Below are 22,289 nucleotides of genomic sequence, written 5' to 3'. Positions count from 1 at the left end.
CGTAGAGCTCGATAAACTTGGGCAGAGACAGACCCGACTGGAACTGGATCCGATTCATAGCCATGGCAATCAGAGCTGGTACATGTGTATCAGTCTAGGCGACAGGCAGCAGGCGGCGGATCTTGCTACCTAATCAAGAGGGATTTTCAATTACAAAAGATTTTGTTTTGAAGACTTTTTTATACTTACACAGCAAAGATATTAAGTTCAAGGTTACAAATTTCTCAAGAAGCAATGCCGTCGAATTTGAAAGTGAGTGGGACAAGATTCGAGACGCAATCCTTTCCGTATTCGACCTTGTTAAATCATTTGGATTTTCGGATTCGACATTGACATCAAAAAACGCGCTTATCCCTATAGTTTATTACATTTATCATAAAGACATATTCAGAGATTTCCATACCAGAATTGCATTTTCTAGCGACAGAGATATTATTAAAAAATGGCTCCATGTTACTTTGATCAAGCGAATTTTCGGAGGTACATCGGATAGTGTGCTGAGTCAAATTCGCAAGGCGTTCACTAGCGATGTGTCAAGGGTAGCCATTGAATTCGACACGCCAGCCTTTCCTTTACACAGCATCAATGAAAACACGAAAAGAGATATGGGGATTACGGATGAGTTCATTGCAGATATCCTACTGACTCAAAAAGATGACATATATGCATTCTCTATATTAGCATTGTTATATCCGAACCTTGATTATAAAAACAACAACTTCCATAAAGATCACATGCATCCAGAGAGTAAATTCGGCGACATTTCAGCTTCAGACAATGAAGCATATGGGTGGACAACCTACAACTCAATTTTGAATCTTCAAATGCTAGATGCCAATGAAAACATGTCAAAACAGGATGGCGATTTGTTGTATTGGGTCGAATCACAAGTAGCAAATCAAGATCGGATCTCGTTTCTTAAGAGCCATTTGATTCCAGACGTTAGCTTCAACGTTGACGATTTTGGAGCATTTATTGAAGCTAGAAGAATTATCTTGATTGACCAGCTTAAGCATGTCCTGAGTTAACTAAAGTGATAATCGATTAGTAGCATTTTCTGCGAAAGCGGCATATCAATTCATTCCAGCGGACGCGCTTCGCGCGCCGCTGATTTCAAACGTTAGACACACATGACGAACCTACCCTCACCAACCAAGACTTCAGATGAAGAGACTGGCAGACGGCTGGCAGTCTTGATTGATGCCGATAACGCACAACCTGCAGTAATTGAGGCTCTTCTTGAGGAGGTTGCATTGTTCGGTGAAGCAGTCGTGCGAAGGATTTATGGTGACTTCTCAAATCCAGCAAGCGGATCCTGGAAAAAGCTTCTGAACAAGCACTCTATCAAAGCAATTCAACAGTTTGCATACACCGTGGGCAAGAATGCCACAGACAGCACAATGATTATCGATGCAATGGACCTTTTATACACTCGAAGACTCGATGGCTTTTGCTTGGTAACTAGTGATAGCGACTTTACTGGCCTTGCTGTCCGATTGCGAGAGGAGGGCCTGTTAGTGTATGGATTTGGGGAACAAAAGACACCGGAAGCTTTCTGAAATGCATGCCATAAGTTTATCTTCACAGAGGTTCTTCGCCCTGCGTCAAAGAAGCTTCCTCCAGTGGCCGCAGCTGCACCAGTAGCCACTGACACCTTGAAGCAGTCATCAGGATCCGCGGCGACTCCTGAGTTCCCAGCCACCTTTCTAATGGAGGCCCTCACTAAGTCGGTGGATGAGACTGGCTGGTCACATCTGGGTACATTCGGAAGTTACCTGCAGAAGATCCAGCCAGACTTTGATACCCGCTTGTACGGTTATAAGAAGCTTTCTGATCTCGTTAAAGGGAATCCAAGTTTCTTCCAGACTCAGGAGCGAGATGGGCCGGGTGGGCATCACAAGATACTCTACGTGCGAGCAAAGAATGGTGTCTAACATCAAGATTCAGCGGTCGGGACCCATGTGTTGGATTTACTACTCAGAGCTACTGCCCGCCGCTGATCTTGAGCGCTAGAAAGATGGAAACAGCCGTCCCAGATAGGACGAGATAGCGCAACCGCCATCAGGCCCTGATCGGATCTACTGAATCAACAGCCTCACAGCAGAGCTCTGCTGGAACTCAAGTCTGGGAGCCTGCTGGTCACCAACTGTCTTCCGGGACGGCGAATTTCGGTTTTTCTTCTTCTCACGCGAGGAGAGCCGCATGCACATCCATGTCAGCCATCCTGATGGTGAGGCAAAGTTTTGGCTGAGTCCTTCCATTGAACTTGCCCGCAACATCGGGCTAAGCTCCTCAACGATCAAGGATGCCGAACGCTTGGCACTGTCGTGTCAACAGGAGATCATCGCATCGATGCCTGGAACAACCACTTTGGAAGCTGAGGTCACCAATGTGTTCAGGTTTTGCATCTGGATGCTTATTTATGACGAAGAGTTGGCTCTCCCCTACTCCGAATTTCCGTGGTTCAAGGCCGCCACGATTGAGCAAGTCATTAACGTTAGGCGCCCCACCGCTGATCATCTCTATTGGCCTGAGCTCGACGTTGACTTGTCCGTTGAATCGATACGCAATCCCAAGAGGTTTCCTCTCAGGGCGAAGAGCATTTTCCAAGCATGCCATTCACCTAAACCGCCTCCTCAAGTTCACTGATGCCATGAAGCAGTCGTCAGCCATGCTCTTAACGGCCAGGTGATGGCAAGCGCTACCGATACCCAACGTTCATTCCCAGCTCAGCAGGGAAGACCCCAGCGGTTGGGTGGAGCGATCGAAGCCGGGTTTGATGTCGGGGAGTTCCAGCAGGCTGGGCAGGTAGGTGATGGTCCCGAAGGGCCCGTCAATCGTTTCGACCGGCAGATCGGACTCGCTGATGAGATCGGCCCAGGCTTTGGTGCCGTTGAGCACGGCAGGGTCGAGCAGGCCCACATCCTGGGCCCACATGCACATGCGGGTGAGCGAAACACGCACCTGATAGCTGCCGCCTTCCTCGGCACGCTTCAGCAGGGCGGAGGCGATGGCGGCCGCACCCACATAACCGGCCAGGTAGTCGGCGAAGATGTTCTGCACCGGCATCATGGGAGCATCCACAGCCCCTTCCTCATCCACGTAACCCGACACCGCCACGGCGAGCATGTCGAAACCGCGGAAGTCGGCCCATTCGCCTTCGAAGTCGAAACAGCGCAGCTCATGGGCGATGATCCCCGGCCGGCTTGTGGCCAGCACTTTGGGTGAGATGCCCTTGTGGTCGAGGTTCAGATAGGAACAGGTGAACACATCGGCGTTCTGGAGAAGCCTGTAAAAGGCATCACGATCGCTGCTGTCGCACAGATCGCAGTAGGCGGCGCGCTTGCCGATATCCGTTTCCAGGCGCCAGTTGAGGTGATCGGGGTAATCCACCCTGGAGAGATGGAGCACATCGGCCCCGAATTCCGCCAGGGTGCGGGCCGTGATCGGCCCCCCGATCACATGGGTGCAATCGAGCACCTTGATGCCCCGCAAGGGACGCCCATCCGTTGGCAGGCCGGATGGCAGGGGGATGGGATCGCTCTCGCCGATCTTGATCAATTCCACCACCGGCTTGGCAGCAAGGCGGGCACCCACGGGATGGCGTCGCCACTCGGCGGCGGTGCGCACCACACCCACGGCAGCTCCCTCATCGCGCAGGGCGCGTTCGAGCGGCTCCGCATCCCAGCCACTCACCGCCTGCTCCACCGCCCGGGGGGTGGGAGCACACTTGAGCACTCGGTAAACCGCATCGCGCAGGCGTGGATAGAGAGTTTCGAACTTGATGAAGCGCCCATCGCGGGTGGCATAGAACTCACCGCCCACGGAATCGTCGAAGGAACCGGGAGCGCCGTAGTCGGTGAAGCCGAGTTCGCGGCCGTTCTGGCGCAGATAGGCGATGCCGTGGTGCTGATGCACACCGGCATGGGCATCCGTTGTGACGTCCTGCACGGCACCACCACGTCGCTGCCAGATGTCACCGAGGCACATGCCCAGGCTGGCCTGGGCCGCGGCCATCAGTTCGCCGAAGCGGTGCCTGGAGGACAGCAGAGGATCGGCATGACGAATCGTGACCTTGCCGGGGTACAGGCGCTCCTGGCGACCGATCGCCGATTGGATCATATCCAGGGCACGTTGGGCGGAATCGGTGTCAACCTGGGCCATGGGTTCCTGGGTGAAGGCAGAAGCGGCACTGCCAAAAATTGGATCGCGGTCAGCCTAGTGGCTTGATACAGATTGTCCATCACCGCCCAACACCTCCTTCGGTGAGTGCGATCAGAAACGACACACCCAGCCTGCCCTGATCATCGATTCGCAGAATGCCGAGGAGGCCTGCCTTCTGAGCGCGGCTTTCTGAGACAAGGCTGACGGTCGGCCTTTCTGTAGCTGCACTGAGGTGTGCAGATCGATTTCGACCCTGGCAGTCACCGGCAAGGACGCGACCAATCTGAGCAAGCACGGCTTCTCTTTGGAAGCCGCAGCTGAGCTTCGTTGAGACGATGCACCCGTCTGGATTGATGATCAGGCTGAATCCTGGGGAAGCAGGAATGGTTGCCTTGACTCTGATTAATGACGGACTTTTCTTCGTAGTCGTTGTAGATCGAGATCCATAGAAGGAGAACAATTGGTCTACGCAAAGCCAATCGCCGTGAGGTCAGTCACTGTGTCAAAGCCCTCAAAGAAAATCCGCCTGAGGATGCCAACACGGGATGACGATCAGGCAATCAACGCAGCGGCCAAATCAGATCCTGATGCCCTTCCACGAACAGACGAACAGATGACCGCGATGGTTCCCATTCAGGCTCTGCGAGGCCGACCCAAACTGGCGAATGAAAAGCAGCTTGATTCAATCCGATAGAGCCCTGAGGTGGTTGACTGTTTCAGAGCTTCCGGGACTGGTTGGCAGGCTCGAATAGATGAACGCTCGCCCGATATGCGCTTGGCGCAAACGTGCCCGATACGGCAAGCCAATGGAGCGGTTGCCTGCGGGGCTGATCGGCCAGCTAGTCCTCGGCCCGCTCGCGCTGCCCGCTCAGGATGCGGCTGAAGCGGTGCGTACCCGTCGGCAGCGCCACCAGCACCAACACTCCCCAGCGGCTGGTCACGTGCTGCAGCACGGTGCGCGAGGGGCACTCGGCGGCAAACAGTTCTCCCCTTCGCATCAGCGTGGAGATGGTGGGCGCTTCAGCCACGGGGGCCGGCTGGGCGCTGCTCATTTGAAACTTACTTTTTTGTGCGTACTTACGAAAAGTTTGCTTGCTCGATGGTCTCCCCTCGTCTGCTCCTCCTTGCAAGCAGGGTTTCCATGATTGTCATCACCGGCGCCACCGGCCAGCTTGGCCGCCTTGCGCAGCCCAGCCAAAGCCGTCGAACCCGTGGTCACCGAAGCCACGCTGCGCACCTCGGGCATCCCCCATGTGCTGCTGCGCAACGGCTGGTACACCGAAAACCACACCGGCAGCATCGGCGCTGCATTGCACTACGGCGCCGCACAAGTGGGTCTGGGCCTGCCAGCAGGCTTCGCCGCGCTGCTGACCGTGCCGATCTCGGTGCCCGTCTGAAGCAGGTGGGCGAAGCTGAGGCTGTTGGATCACGGCTTTCGGTTGAGCGGACGATCAATTCCGCCCTGGTGATGGCCCTGCCTTGGAGCCAGCATCCCTGATCATCCATCCATGGCTTCCGCTTCAGGCTTCGCCAACCACACCCCTCTCAGCGTCATCGGCATCGACGTGGGCGGCGCGCGCAAGGGCTTCCATGCCGTGGCCCTCCGTGGCGGCGCCTACCGAGATCGCCACAACACCGCTGATCCGGTTGCCCTGGCCCGGTGGTGCCACCAGAGCATCGGCGCGCAGCTGGTGGCTGTGGATGCCCCCTGCGGCTGGAGCGATGATGGCCGCTGCCGTCCCGCCGAACGGGAGCTGATGGCGGAGCGGATTCCCTGTTTCTCCAGCCCCTCCCGGGCGCGTGCCCTGGAGCATCCCTCCAACTACTTCGGCTGGATGCTCTGCGGTGAGGCCTTGTATGGGGCGCTGGCCTCCAGCCACCCCCTGGCCGTTGCCCGGCCTGCGCCCGGGCAGTTCTGCAGTTTTGAAACCTTCCCCCACGCGATCACGACCCATCTGCACCGGGCCCTGGGGCTGGGGCCGGCCCTGGCCTCAGCCAAGCGTGTGCAGCGGCGGGCCCTGCTGGAGCGCTTCGGGGTGGACACCGGGGCACTCACCAGCATCGACTGGATCGATGCCGCCCTCTGCGCCCTCGCCGCCCAGCTGCTGGCCGGCGCTGGTCCCTGCCGTGTCTACGGCGAACCGGCCAGCGGGGTGTTGATCGTGCCGACGGGCGTGGATGGGCCGCTGGCCACGCTTCAGAGCGCCGGCTGAACCAGGCTCCAGAAGCCCAGCTTCCGGCCGTGGTCCTGATCCAGCCCGGCCAGGTAAGCCGCGTGATCCAATGCGCCGCACCAGTCTTCGATCCCGGCGGCCAGGGCCCGGCAGCTTTGGAGATGGCGGGCGGCGTGGCGGTAACGGCTGGAGCGGCCCTGCTCAAGGCTGAAGTTGATCATCGCCCGCAGGCACAGCGTGGCCGCCAGCGGTTGCTTGGCCTCCAGGGCCTCGGCGACGGGACCGAGCAGTTGGTAGAGGTCGCCATCGAGTTCGTCGTGGCGCTCCAGGATCAAGCGGGCGGTGCGGCGGCGATCGGGCCACTGATGCAGAAAGCGCAGGGCCTGGTTGAAACCGGGGTAGGACAACGCCAGATCCAGGGCCCGCTCCTCCTCGGCGGCATCCTCGAAATCAGGCAGATGCTTGAGGTAGGCGCGCAGGTGGCGGATCGACAGCGACCGCTCCACCACCATCCAGCGCAGGGCCTGGGCCTCCTCGCCGCGCTCCAGCGCCTCGAGGGCAGCGACGCGGGCATCGAGCCATTCGATTGAGCCCGCCAGCCGTCCCTGCTGATCAGGGTCGGCCGCATCCAGCTGAGCCAGGGCCTCTTCAGCCCTGCCGGCGGCGGTGAGCCGGCCGGCCACCTCGGCGACGATCGCCGGCACGGTGAGGGCGCCAGGGTCATGGTCTCGATACTCGCCCAGGTAAGCCTCGGCATCGCCGAGGGCATCGGCGATCTCGAGCATCGCCAGCTGCACGGTGCGACGGCGATGCTCACTGGCGTTGGGCCGGCTGCGCTGGGCCTCCAGCCGCTGGCGCAGCTGGGCCAGGCCCTGGCCGCCCAGGGCCTCCTGGAGGTGCTCGATCAGCAGATCGAACTGGCCGTAGCCGTTGTCGATCAGTGCCGCGTAGACCTGATCCGCCAGGGCTTCGCGGTCGGGCTCGCCACGGGCCGCAACGCAGCCCAGATCAGCGGTGACCTGGTGAAACAGCTGCATCATCTCTCCATCGCTGTCGTCGCAGCGCTCCAGCAGCGGTTCCACCAGCTCCAGGAAGGTCCAGAGCAGGTCCACCGCCAGGGTGGGCTCGTGCTCGGCGATCGGCCCGACGATCGCCAGTCGCTGCTGGTCGAGGTCGGTGAGCAGGGCATCGCGCTGGCGCCAATCCAGGAAGCTGGTGGAGCGGGCGATGGTGGCCAGCCGCTTGCGGACCTCCCGGCCGATCTCGGCCGGTCCGCGCTGCTCGGCCAACGCCAGCCGCAGCTGCCGCTTGGCAGCTGCATTGCCCTGGGTGAGGCTGATCAGGAGCTCCGCCAGCTTTGCCGCACCCAGGCCTTCGAGATTCCTGGCATTGAGGGTGGATCGGGAAGCCATCAATCAGCCGTCAGTTCAGAGCGGGCCAGGCATCATTGTGAAGTCGCTGCCAGCACCGGCGTTGAACTCCTCCAGACGCCGATTACGGTTTCGCCTCACACCCTGAGGGAGCAAGGCCATGGCGGCCCGCGCCAGGACAGCCCGGCCCAAGGCCATGGCGGCCACCAGCCCGGAAGAGCAACTGGTTCAGAAGCTGCAGCGGATCGAGGCGCTCTTCTCCCGGGCCGGCAGTGAGGGCGAACGGGTGGCGGCCGGGCGCGCACGGCAGCGCATCCAGGCCCGGCTCCAGGAGCTGGCGGCAGAAGAGCCGCCGATCGAGTTCCGCTTTTCGCTCTCCGACCAGTGGTCGCGCCACCTCTTCGTGGCCCTGATGCGGCGCTACGGCATCACCCCCTACCGCTACCGGGGCCAGCGGCGCACCACCGTGATGGCGCGCCTCAGCCGCAGCTTCGTGAACGACACGCTCTGGCCGGAATTCCTGGAACTGCAGCAGACGCTCTCGGCCTACTTCGACGCCCTCACCGATCGGGTGATCGAGCAGGCCCTGGAGGTGAAGGCCAGTGAGGCCGAGGAGCGGCCCCCGGCCCCCCAGCTGGAGCCGGTGGATCACCAGACCTCCCTGCTCTAAAGGTTTCAGGCTTTGGAGGGGCGTAGCCCAGGGACCTGGTGCTTCTGCCCCCCGTTGTTCCCCGCCATTGCCCCCAGGAAAAAAACTATCGACCTACTGGGGCGCGTCGAGAACCGCCTTCTGGCGCTCCAGTTGCTGGGCTTCAATTTCTTGGGCTGCCTGCTTGGCGCGCTCGATGGGCTCCAGCAGAGCGGAACCGCTGGGGGGCGACTTGGTTGCGCTCGGCTGCGAACATCCGGACACCGCTGTCATCAATGCAGCAGCCCACAATGCTGGTTTCAGATTCATTGATCCAGATGGCTATGGCAGACCCTGCGCGCCCATTCCAGCCTGAACGTGAAGATCTTTCAACATACCGTTCATCAAACATGGGATCCGTGGCTTGATCCGTAGCTCGATACATGGCTCGATACGTCGATGGGCTGACGGCTGAACCGCTTGCGGACTGTCCGGGTCGATCTGGCCAGCTCCAAGCTCTGCCTCTGGAGAGCTGGCTGCCATGAACCTGAGAATGGCGCCGGCCCAAGCGGGTTGATTGTTCGGTACTTCTCAGGGCATCGATCGCCGGGCTCCCGTTCATCGCTCGCATCAGACTGGATACAGGAACTGGTTTCTGCCTGAATCACCCCGCGATCACAACGCTGGCCGGAAGGGATGCACTCCGCCGGTGCCATAGGGTGATTCAGTTATTGAACAAAGTTATGGCCCGCCGCTCCGGTTTCCTCGCCGATTTCCAGGCCTTCATCAACCAGGGCAATGTCGTTGACCTCGCCGTGGCGGTGGTGATCGGCGGCGCCTTCGGCAAGGTGGTGGACGCGGTGGTGAGCCTGGTGATGGGCAGCGTGCTCACCCCCGCGCTCAAGGCGGCCAACGTCGATTCGATCAATGCCTGGCCAGCCGGCGCGGTGATCGTGGCGTTGATCAATTTCGTGGTGATCGCCTTCGTGGTGTTCCTGATCGTGCGGGCGCTCGAGGCCACCAAGCGCAAGGAGGAAGCGGTGGCACCCCCCGACACCCAGGCCCAGCTGGCCTCGGCGGTGACCCGCCTCGCCGATGCGCTGGATCGCAAGGGGCTGTAGGGGCAGTGACGACACGTCGTGGCTCAGCCCTGTGGCTCTTCGCCACTCCCGGCTTCAGCCACCCAGTTCTCGATGGAGAGGCCCGGATAGATCTGGACGTCGGCCAGGTTGTTGCTCACCAGCGTGACGCCCAGCGCGAGGGCCTGGGCGGCAATCAGTTTGTAGAGCCCATCGCGGCGCCGTTCGCGGCTGGCCAACCGAATGGGGCCTCAGGCGGCGGCGGCATCGCCATCGAAAGGGGCGACCGGCACCTCCAGCAGAAACCGCTGCAGGGCCAGGCGGTTGCGCTCCGCCTGGTCCCCTGAGGCGATCACCCCGTACTCCAGCTCCGCTGCGGTGATGGCTGAGATCATCACCTCCCCAACACGCCAGCGAGCAAAGCGCTCTGCCACCTGGGTGGGCTGGTGTTTCATCAGGTGGATGTAGATGTTGGTGTCCAGCAGGTAGAGGGGGCGGAGGCTCATGGCTGGCTGATCAAGCGCCCCTCACAGCTGCTCCCCTCACAGTTGGTCCCGCTCCTCCTGCTGCTGATCGCCGCGACCTGCCGCCAGGAAATCCGTTGAAAAGCTTGCCAGGGCCGCCAGAGCTTCCGCCTCCGCGCCTCTGCCGCCCAAAGGGACCAGCGAGCCGTCTGGCCGGAGTCAATGTGGTACGTTTTTGCGTACGCTGCTTTTAGGCTGCTTCCGATGGCCAGCCTTTCCGCCACCGAAGCCCGCAAGCGGCTGTATGCGCTCATCGACGAGGTGACCGCCTCCCACGAGCCCCTGCAGATCACAGGCAAGCGCGGGAATGCCGTGCTGCTCTCGGAATCGGATTGGCAGGCCATCCAGGAAACCCTCCATCTGGTCTCGATTCCGGGCATGCGCGAATCCATCCTCCAGGGCCTGGCTGTGCCGTTGGAAGACCTCAGTGATCAGCCGGGCTGGTGAGCTGGAGCGTTCGCTTCACACGGCAAGCCCAGAAGGACGCCCGCAAGCTTGCCGCTGCATCGCCGGACTTGAAGGCCAAGGCCCAGCAGGTGCTCCTTCTGCTGGCAGATGATCCCTGTCGCCAACCCCCGCCCTTTGTGGTGTTGGTGGGTGATCTACGCGGGGCCTTCTCCCGGCGGATCAACATTCAGCACCGGCTTGTGTACCAGGTGCTGCGCGAAGAACGCATGGTCAAGGTGTTGCGGTTGTGGACCCACTACGGATGAGGGTGAAAAGGCTGGGGATGCCTCCATGATCTTGTTGTGAACCGGCCATGCCGTGCGGTAGTTCACAGCGAGATGACGCCTCAGAGCGAGTGAAGAGATTCCAGTCTTGGCCTGCCCACCAGGTAGAAAGCAAGGAACCAGGTGGTCAGCGGCAACTTGGTCGCATCCAGGATGGTTCCAGCCGTGAGGGTGGCCTGATGATGGCGGCAGCTCCGGCATTGATAGCGCTTGTGGCGCCTGCCATGGATCAGTCCGTACCCCTTGCACTCACAGCGGCGGCAACGGAAACCATCAGGCCAGCGCGCCTGCTCCAGGGCGGCCTCGCATTTCTCCTCGGTGCCATCGAGCTCGATAAACCTTGGGAGCGAAAGGCCGGCCTGAAACTGAATCCGACTCATGGCCACGGCGGGAACTGTTAATATATGTGTACCAGACTCGGCAGCAAGGCCCGCTAACGGAACTTGCTGCCCAGTCAAGAGTTGCCTTGCATATTGCGAAGTCATACCCTAAAATAATCAGAATAAACACACAATCAGACATTTAGGCGTAACATTTGATGTTGAGAAATACCTCTCAGCGGATCTTGAAAAGTACATCTGCTGGCAAAGAAGCCCTTCTATGGCAGCAGGGCATTCTGACCTGGGATGATCTTTCAAAGATTAAGTCAATTCAGGGTTCTTTCTTCTCATCGGCTGATTCGGACAGCTTGAGACTAGCGAAAGCTGAGCATGCTCTCCGCTCCACTGATGAGAGATTTTTTACCGACCTGTTGCCAAAATCTGAGCATTTTCGAATTCCGCATAGTTTTCCGGACAAAACTCTCTTTGTTGATATTGAGACTACCGGACTTAGCCGCTATTACGACCATATTACGATGGTTGGCTGGGCATGCCAGGGCGAATATAGCATTTACGTTGAAGGGCACTCCGATAAAATTTTACGCAAAGCATTAGCAGATGCGCGATCGGTTGTCACATTTAATGGATCTCATTTTGACCTTCCTTTTCTAAAGCAAACTTTTAAAGATCTGCAAATCCCATCAGCACATATTGATCTCCGCTTCCTCGCCAAACGCGTGGGCCTTTCGGGTGGTCAAAAAGCAATCGAAGAAGTATTGGGATTTCACCGTCAAGGCCAAGCAGCAGAGATCCGCGGAGAGGGAGCTCCAGTCCTTTGGCATCGCTACAGGAGAGGCGATGTAGACGCCATGCGTCTACTAGTTGAGTACAATAAATTTGACATTGAGGGGATGTTTGCAATCTTTGACTATACAGTAGGCGAACTACTAGAAAAAAGACAGGTGCCACCAGCAATTCAACAGGAGTTCCCATCCTTTGCTGGAAAGATAGAAGCTCACATCTCGACTGAGCATATTCCCCAGCCCAACAGACAGGGCATCACAATCTACGTACCAAAATATGAAGGTATCGTTCGCCCACTTATTGACTATCAAACACTTTTGGACCATTGCAATAGCATTGAGCCTAGTATCGTTGGAATAGGCCTAACAGGCTCAGAATTAAAGCCCTCAGGATGGTGCTTCTTGAGCAAGGGAATAGCCAAAACCATGTGCATAAAAACTGACAATGAGCTCGTCAAAAAGACGCTAGAGGCAAATCCAACCCTGGTTTCTATTGATTCTCCACTAAGCCTTCCAACCGGCCGACAGACAGCATTTGACGATGGATCCAGGCAGGGCTGAATTTGGAATCATGCGCCAATGCGAAAAAGAACTAAAGCGAAGAGGTATCAATGTCTATCCAGCACTAATTCCTAGCATGCAAAAACTTGCCGCCAGAGGAATTAGACTGGCAGCAAGCCTGAGATCTTTGGACATACCTGTAATTCAAAGCTATCCAAGTGCAGCACAGGATATCATGGGAATACCACGAAAACGCGCAAGCCTCGAAATGCTAAGGCAAGGCCTCGGCGAGTTTGGCGTAACTGGAAACTATCAATATCAAAAAGTTACCCATGATGAGCTTGATGCCATTACTTCTTCAATAGTAGGTCTTTTCTTTTGGAGTGGATGGTATGAATCGCTAGGCGCTGGCGCAGATGAAGCACTTATTATTCCACATCTTCGCGATGATACGGCCATTCAACACAGAAAACCTGCAATTGGGATAAGCAGCCTCACAGCAGCGGGGAAGACAACTGCTGCAGAAGAACTAAAATCACTAGGATACAGCTACTTTAGATATAGTAAAGTATTGGAGGATATCCTCCGAAATCAGGGAGAGATCCCAGGCAGGGCACGTCTTCAATCTTTCGGAGAAGAGGTACATATTAAGTTTGGGCAGCGGTGGCTCGGCAATGAGTTGCTTTCCTGGATGGAGGCGGCCGAAGCTGTTGTTATTGATGGCCTACGATTCCCGGAAGATCATGCTTTTTGGGTGGAACAATTTGGGCCATGGTTTAAACATGTCTATATTTCGGCAGACGCGAGCGTCAGAGCTGATCGCTTCAGAGAGCGTGACAGGGACGGAAACCCCTTTAATATTGCCGATGATCACCCAGCCGAGCGCCGCGCCGTCAAAATGGAACCGCTCAGCCATTTGCAGATCAGCAATGAAAACACGATCCACAGCTACCGGAAGCGTATCCGCAAGCTGGCTTCTAACCTACTGGGAGATTAACTGATGCCCATCAGTGTCGTGGTCGGTGGCCAGTTCGGCTCAGAGGGCAAAGGCAAGGTTGCCCACTGGCTTGCCAAATCGATGAATGCATCAGTAGCGATCAGGGTGGGGGGGCCCAACTCTGGCCATACAGTGATAGATGATCATGGGAATCCCGTTGTCTTTCAGCAACTTCCAACTGCTTGCTTACTTGGAAATATTGACTGCATTCTCCCAGCAGGCTCTTACATAAGGGTCAGCCACTTGTTTGATGAGATTGCTAAATCCGAAATTTCTACAGATCGAATTCATATCGATCCCAATGCTATAGTTATCACTGATCAGCAGGTCTTTGCTGAGCAAGCTGGAGGCTTGGGCAATTCAATCGGCTCCACCCAAAGCGGAACTGGTATCGCAGTAATTGATCGACTTCAGCGGAATGGAAAATCTTCTTTTGCGGCAAATACGCCCGAGCTTCAACACTTGATTAGGCCTGTGATGCCTTTTATCCGCAATAAACTTGATAGTCATGAGCGTATTATCATTGAAGGAACGCAAGGATTTGGCCTATCTCCTCTTCATAGCCCACACTATCCTTATGTAACTAGCAGGGATACGACCGCTTCAGGATTCGTTTCTGAAGCTGGCCTTAGCCCCCTAGATGTCGACGATGTCGTTATGGTGATTCGCACTTTTCCAATACGAGTGGCAGGAAATTCTGGGCCACTTGCATATGAACTAACGTGGTCGGACGTATTCAGCAGAAATCAACGGTTAAGCGTAGAACCAGAGAAAACATCGGTCACCAACCGTGTACGCAGAGTTGCGGCATTTGACTCTTCAATTGTTTGCCAAGCGATTCAATGCAATCAACCAACTCGAATTGTATTAAACCATATTGATTACGTTGACGAAGAGTCAAAAAATGCTGCTTCAATCACTCCAAATGCTCGTAACTTTATATTGCAAGTTGAAAAGCATATCGGACGTGAAATTGACTTTTTAGGATGTGGAAGAGACTCTATCTGCTCCAGAAATGCTTTAACAGGAAGTTCTGCCTTATGACAACACCAAGCCATAGCAAATATGTTCCGGCTACTTCGAGCGAAGAGGCTGAGAGAAAATACAATCATTACAAGACAAAGGACCCTCTACCCGAAGTCGATCCTGCGCTTTTAAACTCTTCGGATGTCTATGCCTACATATGCCTCACTGGCATTGTCTTTCCTTTCACAAACGACGAAACTCTCAAAAAAAAGCTCAAACCAGCTTCATATAATATAGATCTCTTGGGAACTATTTCATATATTGATGACACTGGCGAGCGCATTAACAAGGAATAGAGAAAGACGATCAATTCGTCTTTCCCAAGAATTCAATTGTATATGTTTACTTGAAGACAGAATTTCGGCTTCCTGATTATATCGCTTTGCGGTTTAACCTCACGATTACCCACGTACACCGTGGGCTTCTTCTGGGGACCGGTCCACTAGTTGACCCTGGCTTTAATGGCCGTTTGCTAGTTCCTGTTCACAACCTTACATCTCAAGATTATCACGTGAGAGGAGGAGAAGGTTTGATCTGGGTTGAATTTACTAAGCTATCACGCCATAGGGAGTGGGACTCTGAGCATGGGCGAAAAGATGCTGGCTCTTATAGTAAATTTGAGGAATCGAACCAGGGTAGAAGTTATAATATTGAGGCATGTCTAAAAAAGGCAACAGGTGGCAAGCCTGCTGCTAGTTCAATACCTGAAACTCTTAAGGATGCCTTTGAGGTCTTGGCAAAATTCGAAGCACTGAAAAAGACTCTATATGTTAGTGGACTCTTTGGTGGAGTTCTTGCTATTATCGCCCTCTTACTCCCCACTTGGACACTAATCAATGATGCACATTCAAGTATTGACTCTAAATCACTACGTCGGCGCCATAGTGATGAGATCCAAAAGCTTGAAGCAGATGTTGAGCGACTTCGGTTGACTATCCGAAAAATGGAAATAGATATGCTTACCATCAAGCGCCCTGTATGGTGGTTGCCGATGATCGACTCAAATTAAGTATAGTAAAAACCTAACAGATGATTGACATATGACATATTATTTGCCAGGCCAACGTATAGAAGTTTGCGGTGGAATCGCCTCCGGCAAAACGACTCTTGTGCATCTTCTAGCCCAATCTGGTATGCTTGCTAGCTATGAAGATTTTCGAGCCAATCCCTTTTGGAGCGCATTTTACGAAAATCCTACGCTTTCATCTTTCGAGACAGAAATTACCTTCTTCCTTCAGCATTATCACAATATCAAAATAAGAAATGATAATAAATCAGGATTCGCCACTGATTTTTCTCTATGGCTCGACTTGGCCTATGCTCGTGTTACGCTTGATCAGCGAAAACAGGCTATCTTTTCACTCATTCATGCTGAAGTGATTCATGAAATTGGCCATCCAACACTTCTTGTTCATCTTGAATGCGACGCAGAGACGCAGCTATCTCGAGTACGCAGAAGGGCGCGGGCCGAAGAAGAGAGCATAACACTCGAATACCTAATAGACATCAATAGAATGCTACACTCTGTGCTTGCCGAAAGCGCAAATGATTTGAATATAGTCAGAATTAACAGTTCAAATATCGACTTTATAAATTCCAGTGACGGCAAGGAGTTTGCCCTTTATCTCATTTCGAAGGCGATCTCCCACTCCTAGTAGCATACAAGGAGTAAATATTGCGATAGAATACCAATCGCCTAGGGATTCTTGCCTCCTAAGGCATAACTCCTGCCTTGCTGCTTATTTAGCCAAATCAATGCCACTGAACCAACCTTAGGCAAGCTAATTCTTACTCATTATGTTATAAGTTAACTGCAAATACATGGAAAATTGAACAATAGACAGCTCTCTGTCGAGAAGCTCTAACTTCCTTTTGGCGATAAGTTTGATCCAAAAATCGCTGGGTATTTCTTGCTAAGCTGATACCGTGGGAGCAGCTTCAATCGACCCTATGTACCACAGTTCAGGACTAAGATCGAAGCTCCTGCAAAATTAGTACGACTGGCGTTTGTGGTTCTCTACATTAAGCAGCGACTTTGCCTGTGTAATAAAGAGACTGTCATGCAGATCCAGGAGAACGCATTTATGCAGCAAAGCCCATGAGAAGTCTTTCCCAGCAGCGCTGGATCGCAAGTGCCGACTGTGGTTTTCTGAGCGGGAAAAGTTTCTCACCATTGGCGTCCCCGCTCGAAACTCCTGCTGCTGCGAGCGATCTGATCAACTTTCTTAAGGCGCTTCCGTAGTGCTGCAGGCGCCGGGGAATCCGCTTCCCCAAGTGGTAGATCCTGCTGGTAGCGATCCTTTGGATTCTCAGCAGCCAGGGATCGCTGTTGGGGATGGAGCGCTTTGCCAGGAGGCACCTTAAGACGCTCAATGAGTGCTGAGCTCTCATCTCGCCAAATCGCCTTCGGATTCCAACTCTCTGCTGCTGCTGGCTCAGCTGGATGTAGAGGCCGCTGAGGGTCTCCTGCCGCCGTGGATGACGGCCCAGCCTTGCGTGACAAGCGGGGTGGACTCCCTGATTTGTGACGGTCAGACGCTGCAGGGTTCGATCGATGAAATCGTTTCCGGCAGACCACATTTTATTGCCCAGGTGATCCTCTGCTCCAGCAGCCTAGATATGTCGATTGTCAAAAAACCTACGTCACCGATTACGGCAGTGAGATCGCGGCTCTCCGCAACCTGCTGGAGCGAATGGAGATCGAGGGGCTGTTGGTGCAGGCGGATGCGCTGCATGCCAACTGCCCTTTTCCCTTTATCTGAGGTGGGTGCCTACCGCCCTCATACAGCAGCCTCAACCCCCATCCGCAGAGCGCGACTCCGAGATGGCGACAAAAATAGGGATTCTTTCCATACGGATGGCCAGAGCCGCTGCCGTCATGACTTCAGCCAAACGAGCCACCCAGAAGCCTGAGGGTCCCTTCTTAGTTCGATGCCAGCAGCACGGAGGGAGAAACGTTCTGCAGGTCAACCGCTCGGTGAAGGCGATGAATGCACTGCGAGTCCGTATCCGGAACCAGAGCAAGGCCGTTGCCGATCACATCGCGGCTGATCCAGAGGCCAAAGCCATCATCGACGACAGGACCACCGCTGAACCCATCACCCGCTGAAGATCAGCGTGGACATCAAGGCCGGGCAGATCTTCAAGGTTGACTGGCGCAAAGATCCAGACGACCCCGCCAAGGATCCGCAGCCCCCCGAGCCGAACAAGCTCAGGCGCGCTGTTCCCCTTCTGGACAGCGGAGACTCAGCCCCGCCAGCCGCCCCCGCGCCAGCGCCGCCTGGGCTTCGGCTTCGGCCAGGTTGGCCTGGCATTCGGCCACCACCTCCGGCGGCGCCTTGCCGGCGAAGTTGGGGTTGGCCAGGCGGCCGGCCAGGCCCTTGATCTCCTTCTCGGCCTTGGTGATGTCTTTCTCGAGGCGGCCGCGCAGGGCGTCGAGATCCACCAGGCCCTCGATCGGCAGCAGCACCTGCAGCTCGCCGCTCACGGCCGCCAGGCAGCGGGCGCTCACGGGCGTGCCGCCGTCAGCATCGGCGGCGGCACCACCTCTGGCATCGCTGCTGGTGGCGCGCACGTCCACCGACGCCGCCCGGGTGAGGGCGGTGATGTCGCCGCTGCCGGCGCGCAGCACTGCCGCCAGCTCAGGGCGGCCGGTGAGGAACACCACCGGCGCCGGCTGGGCGGGCTTGAGCCCCGCCACGGCGCGCAGGTTGCGCACCACCCGGATCGCCTCGATCAGCTCGGCGAACTGATCCTCCAGCGCCTGATCCAGGGCGGCCTCGTCGAGTGCCGGCCAGGGCTGCAGGGCCAGGAAGGTGCCTTCAGGCGCACCGGTGAGCCCGTGCCAGAGCTCCTCGCTCAGGTGCGGCATGAGCGGATGCAGCAGCACCAGCAGCTCATTGAGCACCTTGGCCAGCACCTGGCGGGCCACGCGCTGGTCGGCGAGGGCTTCGGCGCTGAGCGGCTCGCCCTCGACGGCGGGGCGGGGATTGAGCCGCCGCTTGAGCAGCTCGATCGTCCAGTCGCACACCTCGTTCCAGGCGAACTCGTAGAGCCCCTTGGCGGCTTCGCCGAGGGCATAGCTGCCGTAGCGCTCCGCCGTTTCGCCGTTCACCCGGGCCAGGCGCGAGAGGATCCAGCGGTCGGCCAGGGTGAGGGCGGCCGGATCGGGGTCCCCCAGGCTGGCGGGCGTTTCACCGGCCAGGTTCATCAGCGCGAAACGGGTGGCGTTCCAGAGCTTGTTGGCGAAGTTGCGCGCCCCCTCCACCGTGGCTGAGCTGCCGCTGGCGCGGTCGTAGTCGAGGCGGATGTCCTGGCCGGCGCCCGCCACCTCGCGCACCAGGGCGAAGCGCAGGGCATCGGCGCCGTAGCGCTCGATCAACGGCAGCGGATCGATGCCGTTGCCGGCGCTTTTGCTCATCTTGCGGTTGTTCTCGTCCCGCACCAGGCCGTGGATCATCACGTCGGCGAAGGGCATCCAGCTGGTGCGGCCGCCCACCGGCACGCCGTCTTCCTGCAGGAAGGCGCCGGCCAGCATCGTCATGCGCGCCACCCAGAAAAAGATGATGTCGAAGCCGGTCACCAGAACGCTGGTGGGATACCAGGTGGCCAGATCGGCGGCGTTCGGATCGGGCCAGCCGAGGGTGGAGAAGGGCCAGAGGCCACTGGAGAACCAGGTGTCGAGCACGTCGGGGTCTTGCTCCAGCTGCAGCGCGCGGCCCGCCGCGCGGCTGGCGGCGCCGAACTGCGCTTCTGCCCTGGCGCGCGCCTCCTCGGCGTCGCGGGCCACCACATAGGGGGTGGCGTCCGTGATCACGCCACCCGTTTCACTCACCACGAACCAGGCCGGAATGCGGTGGCCCCACCAGAGCTGGCGGCTGATGCACCAGTCGCGGATGCCCGTGAGCCAGTCGCGGTAGACCTTCTCCCAGCGCTGCGGCACGAAGCGGGGTTCACCTCGATCGAGCGCCTCACGGCAGCGGGCGGCCAGCGGCTCGGCCCGCGCGAACCACTGGGTGGAGAGCAGCGGCTCCACCGGCACCTTGCCGCGATCCGAGAAAGGCACGCTGTGGCGGTGCGGCTCCACCTTCACCAGGAAGCCCTCCGCTTCCATCGCCGCCACCACCGCCGCACGCGCCTCGAAGCGATCCAGCCCGGCGAAGCGGCCGGCCGCGGCGTTCATGGAGCCGTCTTTGGCCATCACCGTGATCAACGGCAGGCCGTGGCGGGCGCCGATGGCGAAGTCGTTGGGGTCGTGGGCGGGGGTGACCTTCACGCAGCCGGTGCCGAAGGCCGGATCCACGTGCTCATCTGCCACGATCGGGATCTGGCGGCCCACCAGCGGCAGGGTGATCGTGCGGCCCACCAGGGCGGCATAGCGGGGGTCGGCGGGGTGAACGGCCACACCGGTGTCACCCAGCAGGGTTTCGGGGCGGGTGGTGGCCACCACCAGATGGTCGGTGCCGTCGGCGGCGGCCCCGCCGCTGAGCGGGTAGCGGAAATGCCAGAGGTGACCGTCCGTCTCCTTCATCTCCACCTCCAGATCGCTCACCGCCGATCCCGAGGCCGGGCACCAGTTCACCAGGTATTCGCCCCGGTAGATCAGCCCCTGCTCATGCAGCCGCACGAAGGCTTCCACCACCGCTTTGTTGAGGCCGGGATCAAGCGTGAAGCGCTCGCGCCGCCAATCCACCGAATAGCCGAGCCGCCGCAGCTGACCCACGATCGTGCCGCCGCTCTCGGCCTTCCAGGCCCAGGCGCGCTCGAGGAAGGCGTCGCGGCCCAGATCGTCCTTGCTGCCACCTTCCGCCTTGATCTGCTTCTCCAGGATCGACTGCACCGCGATCGAGGCGTGGTCGGTGCCAGGCAGGCACAGCACGTTTTTGCCCTGCAGGCGCTGAAAGCGCACGATCGTATCGATCAGGGCCGTCTCGAAGCCGTGGCCCATGTGCAGGCTCCCGGTCACGTTCGGCGGCGGGATCACCACAGAAAACGGCTCGCCGGGCGCGTTGGGGTCGGGGTGGAAAGCGCCGGCGGCCTCCCAGGCCCCCTGCCAGCGGGCTTCGGTGCCGGCCGGGTCGTAGGTCTTGGGCAGGGCCTCGGTCACGGTGGGCGGGGGAAGATCAGCCCATGCTCTCAAAGGGCAGCCAGCCTCACGTCAGGCCCGTAGGCCAGCAGGGTGCGATCAGCGCTGAGCAGGGTGAGTCCCTCGCAGCGGGCCTGGGCCACCAGCAGCCGGTCGAACGGGTCGCGGTGCACCCAGGGCAGATGCTGCACAGCCAGGACATGGTCGGCGGTGATGGCCTGCTCGCTGAACCCCTCGCGCAGCAAGCCCTGCCGCAACGCCTGGACATCCACCTGAAAGCCAGGGCGGTTGAGGGAGGTTTTGATCGCCACTTCCCACAGGCTCACCACGCTGAACAGGAGCTGTCGCCGCCTGTCACTGAGTTCCTGCCTCAGCGGCTCCGGGAGCCGTTGGGGTTCAACAGCCCACCAAAGGAGCACATGGGTGTCGAGCAGCAGCGGAAGCGCCGGCTCCATCAACCGAACATCGCGTCCATGTCGGCGCTGAAATCAGCCTTGAGATCGGCCGTGATTTCGGCTTTCCCCTGGAGGAAGCCTGACCTGCGCGAGGGGGTGCCCTGATCCACCGGCACCAGGCGCACCAGCGGCTGGCCGGCCTTGGCGATCACCACCTCCTCGCCCTCCAGGGCCTGAGCCACATAACGGGAGAGGTGGGTCTTGGCGTCGTGGAGATTGACCTGCAAAGCGACCGCCTCAGAACAGACTTAGTCGACCTTAGCTGCTAAGTCCTTGATCAGGTGATCCGGCCAGGTTCCGTGGCGATCTCCCCAACCGCTCTGCCAGCTTGTCCTGAAACCGGGGGCGCTTACAGAGCCCAGACTCCAAGCAGTGATGGCTGACCTCAGCGGATGACAGGTTGGATCGACTACTGCCTCGTCAGCATGGCCGGGGCCGTCTGCGCCTTTATGAACACCCTGGCCTCCAGTGGGTCTGCAGTGAGCCTGCCGATGCTGATCTCCCTGGGCATGGATCCGGAGATGGCCAATGCCACCAACCGCCTGCCGGTGATCGTGGGCTGCATCACGGCCGTTGCCACCTTCCAGCGAGCTGGTGTTCTGCCATGGCGGATGGCCCTGCGGGTGGCCGGCCCGGCCACGCTCGGTAGTGTGGCTGGTGCTTTGCTGGCTGATGCGATACCGGCTCGGAATCTGGGGATGGCGATCACTGCCGCCGTTCTGGCGGCTCTGATTCTTCTGGTTACGAAACTGAAGGCAGCTCTTAACCAGCCACCCCAGGAATCGGCCCGGTTCAGTCTCAAGGAAGCGCTGATCTTCTTCGGTATCGGCACCTGGGTGGGATTCATCGTGCTCGACGGTGCCACTTACCTTCTCCTGGCACTGGTGCTGGTGGTGCGCCTCCCCCTCACGGCGGCCAACGCCGTCAAGAACCTGGTACTGATTCCAACCACCCTGGTGTCCCTGCTGGTGTTTGCCCGCGATGGCCACGTGGCCTGGCTCCCTGGCGGCGCCATGGCATTCGGCAGCATCGGCGGGGGCATGCTGGCCGCTCGCCTCGCCTTGCTGCCGGCAGCCCGGGTCTGGGTTTTTCGCCTGTTGGTGGTAGTGATTGCAGGGGAACTGATCCAGATCGGCCAACACTTCCTGCACCGCCCCATCTGAAGCCTGGTCGTGCAGCGAAGCCTGCATCAACGCGCCGTTCAGCGGCGCCGAAGCGCGCAGCGCGGAGGCGGCCGCTGCAACGGCTGGTTAGGCATCACGCTATCTTGCGATTGAGGAATTAATACTAAAACTGCTTGCAACCGTATTTGGCCTTCTTTTTTGAGTCTAGACTCAGGTCGGAAACCGTTCATATTCTGGAAGCTCGTGCATATGCGACACCCAGCCAAGCCGCTCTGCTGTCTGGATCTGGATCGCAGGCGAAAGTGCGT

26 protein-coding genes and 2 pseudogenes are annotated in these 22,289 nt (G+C 58.0%); 18 read left to right on the top strand and 10 right to left on the bottom strand.

Annotated features, from left to right (window positions below; all coding sequences use genetic code 11):
- Positions 1-122 precede the first annotated feature (122 nt).
- The 4 genes from KQ307_RS01425 to KQ307_RS01415 all read left to right on the top strand — a co-directional run bounded on the left by KQ307_RS01425 (position 123) and on the right by KQ307_RS01415 (position 2,649).
- Positions 123-1,028 (top strand): hypothetical protein, encoded by a 906-nt coding sequence (locus tag KQ307_RS01425; RefSeq protein ID WP_259726717.1) that lies wholly within the window; start codon positions 123-125, stop codon positions 1,026-1,028.
- Positions 1,029-1,130: 102 nt separating this feature from the next.
- Entirely contained in the window at positions 1,131-1,559 is a 429-nt protein-coding gene (locus tag KQ307_RS01420; protein WP_259726716.1) for an NYN domain-containing protein, read from the top strand.
- 63 nt (positions 1,560-1,622) lie between these two features.
- Positions 1,623-1,934: an OST-HTH/LOTUS domain-containing protein gene (locus tag KQ307_RS14845; protein WP_399241738.1), complete on the top strand. Its 312-nt coding sequence runs from the start codon at positions 1,623-1,625 to the stop codon at positions 1,932-1,934.
- Between the two features lie 268 nt (positions 1,935-2,202).
- The gene (locus tag KQ307_RS01415; RefSeq protein WP_259726715.1) at positions 2,203-2,649 is read left to right on the top strand and encodes a DUF2442 domain-containing protein; all 447 of its coding nucleotides are present in this window, start codon (positions 2,203-2,205) and stop codon (positions 2,647-2,649) included.
- Positions 2,650-2,718: 69 nt separating this feature from the next.
- On the opposite strand, the gene KQ307_RS01410 is transcribed toward KQ307_RS01415, so the two are convergent.
- Complete coding sequence (locus tag KQ307_RS01410; protein WP_259726714.1) at positions 2,719-4,164, bottom strand: CoA transferase; 1,446 nt, start codon at positions 4,162-4,164, stop codon at positions 2,719-2,721.
- 697 nt (positions 4,165-4,861) lie between these two features.
- Between KQ307_RS01410 and KQ307_RS14840 the strand changes: the two are divergent.
- Positions 4,862-5,047: pseudogene (locus tag KQ307_RS14840) on the top strand (hypothetical protein); the annotation flags it as partial.
- On the opposite strand, the gene KQ307_RS01405 reads toward KQ307_RS14840, so the two are convergent.
- Positions 5,004-5,216 (bottom strand): hypothetical protein, encoded by a 213-nt coding sequence (locus KQ307_RS01405; protein WP_259726713.1) that lies wholly within the window; start codon positions 5,214-5,216, stop codon positions 5,004-5,006. The pseudogene KQ307_RS14840 and the gene KQ307_RS01405 overlap by 44 nt on opposite strands.
- A gap of 120 nt (positions 5,217-5,336) precedes the next feature.
- Here KQ307_RS01405 and KQ307_RS01400 point away from each other — a divergent pair, with 120 nt between their 5' ends.
- Positions 5,337-5,561 carry a hypothetical protein gene (locus KQ307_RS01400; protein WP_259726712.1) on the top strand — a complete coding sequence of 75 codons (225 nt, stop codon included), beginning with the start codon at positions 5,337-5,339 and terminating at the stop codon, positions 5,559-5,561.
- A 111-nt stretch (positions 5,562-5,672) separates the two neighbouring features.
- Positions 5,673-6,377 (top strand): DUF429 domain-containing protein, encoded by a 705-nt coding sequence (locus tag KQ307_RS01395; RefSeq protein ID WP_259726711.1) that lies wholly within the window; start codon positions 5,673-5,675, stop codon positions 6,375-6,377.
- On the opposite strand, the gene KQ307_RS01390 is transcribed toward KQ307_RS01395, so the two are convergent.
- Positions 6,362-7,750 (bottom strand): DUF6880 family protein, encoded by a 1,389-nt coding sequence (locus KQ307_RS01390; protein ID WP_259726710.1) that lies wholly within the window; start codon positions 7,748-7,750, stop codon positions 6,362-6,364. The genes KQ307_RS01395 and KQ307_RS01390 overlap by 16 nt on opposite strands.
- Before the next feature lie 118 nt (positions 7,751-7,868).
- Here KQ307_RS01390 and KQ307_RS01385 point away from each other — a divergent pair, with 118 nt between their 5' ends.
- Complete coding sequence (locus KQ307_RS01385) at positions 7,869-8,378, top strand: hypothetical protein (RefSeq protein WP_259726709.1); 510 nt, start codon at positions 7,869-7,871, stop codon at positions 8,376-8,378.
- Between the two features lie 93 nt (positions 8,379-8,471).
- Here the strand turns inward: KQ307_RS01385 and KQ307_RS01380 are convergent, their stop codons facing one another.
- Positions 8,472-8,666 (bottom strand): hypothetical protein, encoded by a 195-nt coding sequence (locus KQ307_RS01380; RefSeq protein WP_259726708.1) that lies wholly within the window; start codon positions 8,664-8,666, stop codon positions 8,472-8,474.
- A 413-nt stretch (positions 8,667-9,079) separates the two neighbouring features.
- Here KQ307_RS01380 and mscL point away from each other — a divergent pair, with 413 nt between their 5' ends.
- Entirely contained in the window at positions 9,080-9,457 is a 378-nt protein-coding gene (gene mscL / locus KQ307_RS01375) for a large conductance mechanosensitive channel protein MscL (RefSeq protein ID WP_259702173.1), read from the top strand.
- Positions 9,458-9,480: 23 nt separating this feature from the next.
- Here the strand turns inward: mscL and KQ307_RS01370 are convergent, their stop codons facing one another.
- Together KQ307_RS01370 and KQ307_RS01365 are read right to left on the bottom strand one after the other, a co-directional pair.
- Complete coding sequence (locus tag KQ307_RS01370; protein ID WP_259726707.1) at positions 9,481-9,654, bottom strand: hypothetical protein; 174 nt, start codon at positions 9,652-9,654, stop codon at positions 9,481-9,483.
- A 12-nt stretch (positions 9,655-9,666) separates the two neighbouring features.
- Positions 9,667-9,921: a PIN domain-containing protein gene (locus tag KQ307_RS01365; RefSeq protein WP_259726706.1), complete on the bottom strand. Its 255-nt coding sequence runs from the start codon at positions 9,919-9,921 to the stop codon at positions 9,667-9,669.
- 222 nt (positions 9,922-10,143) lie between these two features.
- On the opposite strand from KQ307_RS01365, the gene KQ307_RS01360 reads away from it, so the two are divergent.
- Entirely contained in the window at positions 10,144-10,386 is a 243-nt protein-coding gene (locus KQ307_RS01360; protein ID WP_259702170.1) for a type II toxin-antitoxin system Phd/YefM family antitoxin, read from the top strand.
- Positions 10,383-10,652 carry a Txe/YoeB family addiction module toxin gene (locus KQ307_RS01355; protein WP_259726705.1) on the top strand — a complete coding sequence of 90 codons (270 nt, stop codon included), beginning with the start codon at positions 10,383-10,385 and terminating at the stop codon, positions 10,650-10,652. Before KQ307_RS01360 ends, KQ307_RS01355 begins: the two co-directional genes overlap by 4 nt.
- A gap of 18 nt (positions 10,653-10,670) precedes the next feature.
- On the opposite strand, the pseudogene KQ307_RS01350 reads toward KQ307_RS01355, so the two are convergent.
- Positions 10,671-11,050 (bottom strand): annotated as a pseudogene (locus KQ307_RS01350) (transposase); the annotation flags it as partial.
- 158 nt (positions 11,051-11,208) lie between these two features.
- Between KQ307_RS01350 and KQ307_RS01345 the strand changes: the two are divergent.
- The 6 genes from KQ307_RS01345 (at position 11,209) to KQ307_RS01320 (ending at position 17,426) form a co-directional block, all read left to right on the top strand.
- Positions 11,209-12,354, top strand: a complete 1,146-nt coding sequence (locus tag KQ307_RS01345; RefSeq protein ID WP_259726704.1) for a ribonuclease H-like domain-containing protein — start codon at positions 11,209-11,211, stop codon at positions 12,352-12,354.
- Positions 12,355-12,364: 10 nt separating this feature from the next.
- Positions 12,365-13,291, top strand: coding sequence for an AAA family ATPase (locus KQ307_RS01340; RefSeq protein ID WP_259726703.1), 927 nt, complete (start codon positions 12,365-12,367; stop codon positions 13,289-13,291).
- Between the two features lie 3 nt (positions 13,292-13,294).
- Positions 13,295-14,335, top strand: a complete 1,041-nt coding sequence (locus KQ307_RS01335) for an adenylosuccinate synthetase (protein ID WP_259726702.1) — start codon at positions 13,295-13,297, stop codon at positions 14,333-14,335.
- A 511-nt stretch (positions 14,336-14,846) separates the two neighbouring features.
- Positions 14,847-15,326 carry a hypothetical protein gene (locus tag KQ307_RS01330; RefSeq protein WP_259726701.1) on the top strand — a complete coding sequence of 160 codons (480 nt, stop codon included), beginning with the start codon at positions 14,847-14,849 and terminating at the stop codon, positions 15,324-15,326.
- A 31-nt stretch (positions 15,327-15,357) separates the two neighbouring features.
- Positions 15,358-15,972 (top strand): deoxynucleoside kinase, encoded by a 615-nt coding sequence (locus tag KQ307_RS01325; RefSeq protein ID WP_259726700.1) that lies wholly within the window; start codon positions 15,358-15,360, stop codon positions 15,970-15,972.
- A gap of 1,169 nt (positions 15,973-17,141) precedes the next feature.
- Complete coding sequence (locus tag KQ307_RS01320) at positions 17,142-17,426, top strand: hypothetical protein (protein ID WP_259726699.1); 285 nt, start codon at positions 17,142-17,144, stop codon at positions 17,424-17,426.
- Positions 17,427-17,528: 102 nt separating this feature from the next.
- Here KQ307_RS01320 and KQ307_RS01315 read toward each other — a convergent pair whose 3' ends face one another.
- The 3 genes from KQ307_RS01315 to KQ307_RS01305 are packed head-to-tail and all read right to left on the bottom strand — an operon-like array spanning position 17,529 to position 21,084.
- Entirely contained in the window at positions 17,529-20,423 is a 2,895-nt protein-coding gene (locus KQ307_RS01315; RefSeq protein ID WP_259726698.1) for a valine--tRNA ligase, read from the bottom strand.
- Positions 20,424-20,452: 29 nt separating this feature from the next.
- Positions 20,453-20,857 (bottom strand): type II toxin-antitoxin system VapC family toxin, encoded by a 405-nt coding sequence (locus KQ307_RS01310; protein WP_259726697.1) that lies wholly within the window; start codon positions 20,855-20,857, stop codon positions 20,453-20,455.
- Entirely contained in the window at positions 20,857-21,084 is a 228-nt protein-coding gene (locus KQ307_RS01305; RefSeq protein WP_259726696.1) for a type II toxin-antitoxin system Phd/YefM family antitoxin, read from the bottom strand. The genes KQ307_RS01310 and KQ307_RS01305 overlap by 1 nt, the downstream gene beginning before the upstream one ends.
- Positions 21,085-21,249: 165 nt before the next feature.
- On the opposite strand from KQ307_RS01305, the gene KQ307_RS01300 reads away from it, so the two are divergent.
- Positions 21,250-22,020, top strand: coding sequence for a sulfite exporter TauE/SafE family protein (locus KQ307_RS01300; protein WP_259726695.1), 771 nt, complete (start codon positions 21,250-21,252; stop codon positions 22,018-22,020).
- Positions 22,021-22,289 lie beyond the last annotated feature (269 nt).

It is taken from the genome of Synechococcus sp. CS-1326 (assembly GCF_025128115.1).
GTDB lineage: Bacteria > Cyanobacteriota > Cyanobacteriia > PCC-6307 > Cyanobiaceae > Regnicoccus.
This window is presented reverse-complemented; position numbering and strand designations above follow the sequence as displayed.

Coding starts and splice junctions, on each gene's coding strand:
- KQ307_RS01390 (WP_259726710.1), bottom strand. CDS start 7,750: ATGGCTTCCCGATCCACCCTCAATGCCAGGAATCTCGAAGGCCTGGGT.
- KQ307_RS01365 (WP_259726706.1), bottom strand. CDS start 9,921: ATGAGCCTCCGCCCCCTCTACCTGCTGGACACCAACATCTACATCCAC.
- mscL (WP_259702173.1), top strand. CDS start 9,080: ATGGCCCGCCGCTCCGGTTTCCTCGCCGATTTCCAGGCCTTCATCAAC.
- KQ307_RS01360 (WP_259702170.1), top strand. CDS start 10,144: ATGGCCAGCCTTTCCGCCACCGAAGCCCGCAAGCGGCTGTATGCGCTC.
- KQ307_RS01415 (WP_259726715.1), top strand. CDS start 2,203: ATGCACATCCATGTCAGCCATCCTGATGGTGAGGCAAAGTTTTGGCTG.
- KQ307_RS01320 (WP_259726699.1), top strand. CDS start 17,142: ATGGCGACAAAAATAGGGATTCTTTCCATACGGATGGCCAGAGCCGCT.
- KQ307_RS01410 (WP_259726714.1), bottom strand. CDS start 4,164: ATGGCCCAGGTTGACACCGATTCCGCCCAACGTGCCCTGGATATGATC.
- KQ307_RS01345 (WP_259726704.1), top strand. CDS start 11,209: ATGTTGAGAAATACCTCTCAGCGGATCTTGAAAAGTACATCTGCTGGC.
- KQ307_RS01340 (WP_259726703.1), top strand. CDS start 12,365: ATGCGCCAATGCGAAAAAGAACTAAAGCGAAGAGGTATCAATGTCTAT.
- KQ307_RS01420 (WP_259726716.1), top strand. CDS start 1,131: ATGACGAACCTACCCTCACCAACCAAGACTTCAGATGAAGAGACTGGC.
- KQ307_RS01385 (WP_259726709.1), top strand. CDS start 7,869: ATGGCGGCCCGCGCCAGGACAGCCCGGCCCAAGGCCATGGCGGCCACC.
- KQ307_RS01335 (WP_259726702.1), top strand. CDS start 13,295: ATGCCCATCAGTGTCGTGGTCGGTGGCCAGTTCGGCTCAGAGGGCAAA.
- KQ307_RS01380 (WP_259726708.1), bottom strand. CDS start 8,666: ATGAATCTGAAACCAGCATTGTGGGCTGCTGCATTGATGACAGCGGTG.
- KQ307_RS01405 (WP_259726713.1), bottom strand. CDS start 5,216: ATGAGCAGCGCCCAGCCGGCCCCCGTGGCTGAAGCGCCCACCATCTCC.
- KQ307_RS01325 (WP_259726700.1), top strand. CDS start 15,358: ATGACATATTATTTGCCAGGCCAACGTATAGAAGTTTGCGGTGGAATC.
- KQ307_RS01395 (WP_259726711.1), top strand. CDS start 5,673: ATGGCTTCCGCTTCAGGCTTCGCCAACCACACCCCTCTCAGCGTCATC.
- KQ307_RS01310 (WP_259726697.1), bottom strand. CDS start 20,857: ATGGAGCCGGCGCTTCCGCTGCTGCTCGACACCCATGTGCTCCTTTGG.
- KQ307_RS01300 (WP_259726695.1), top strand. CDS start 21,250: ATGACAGGTTGGATCGACTACTGCCTCGTCAGCATGGCCGGGGCCGTC.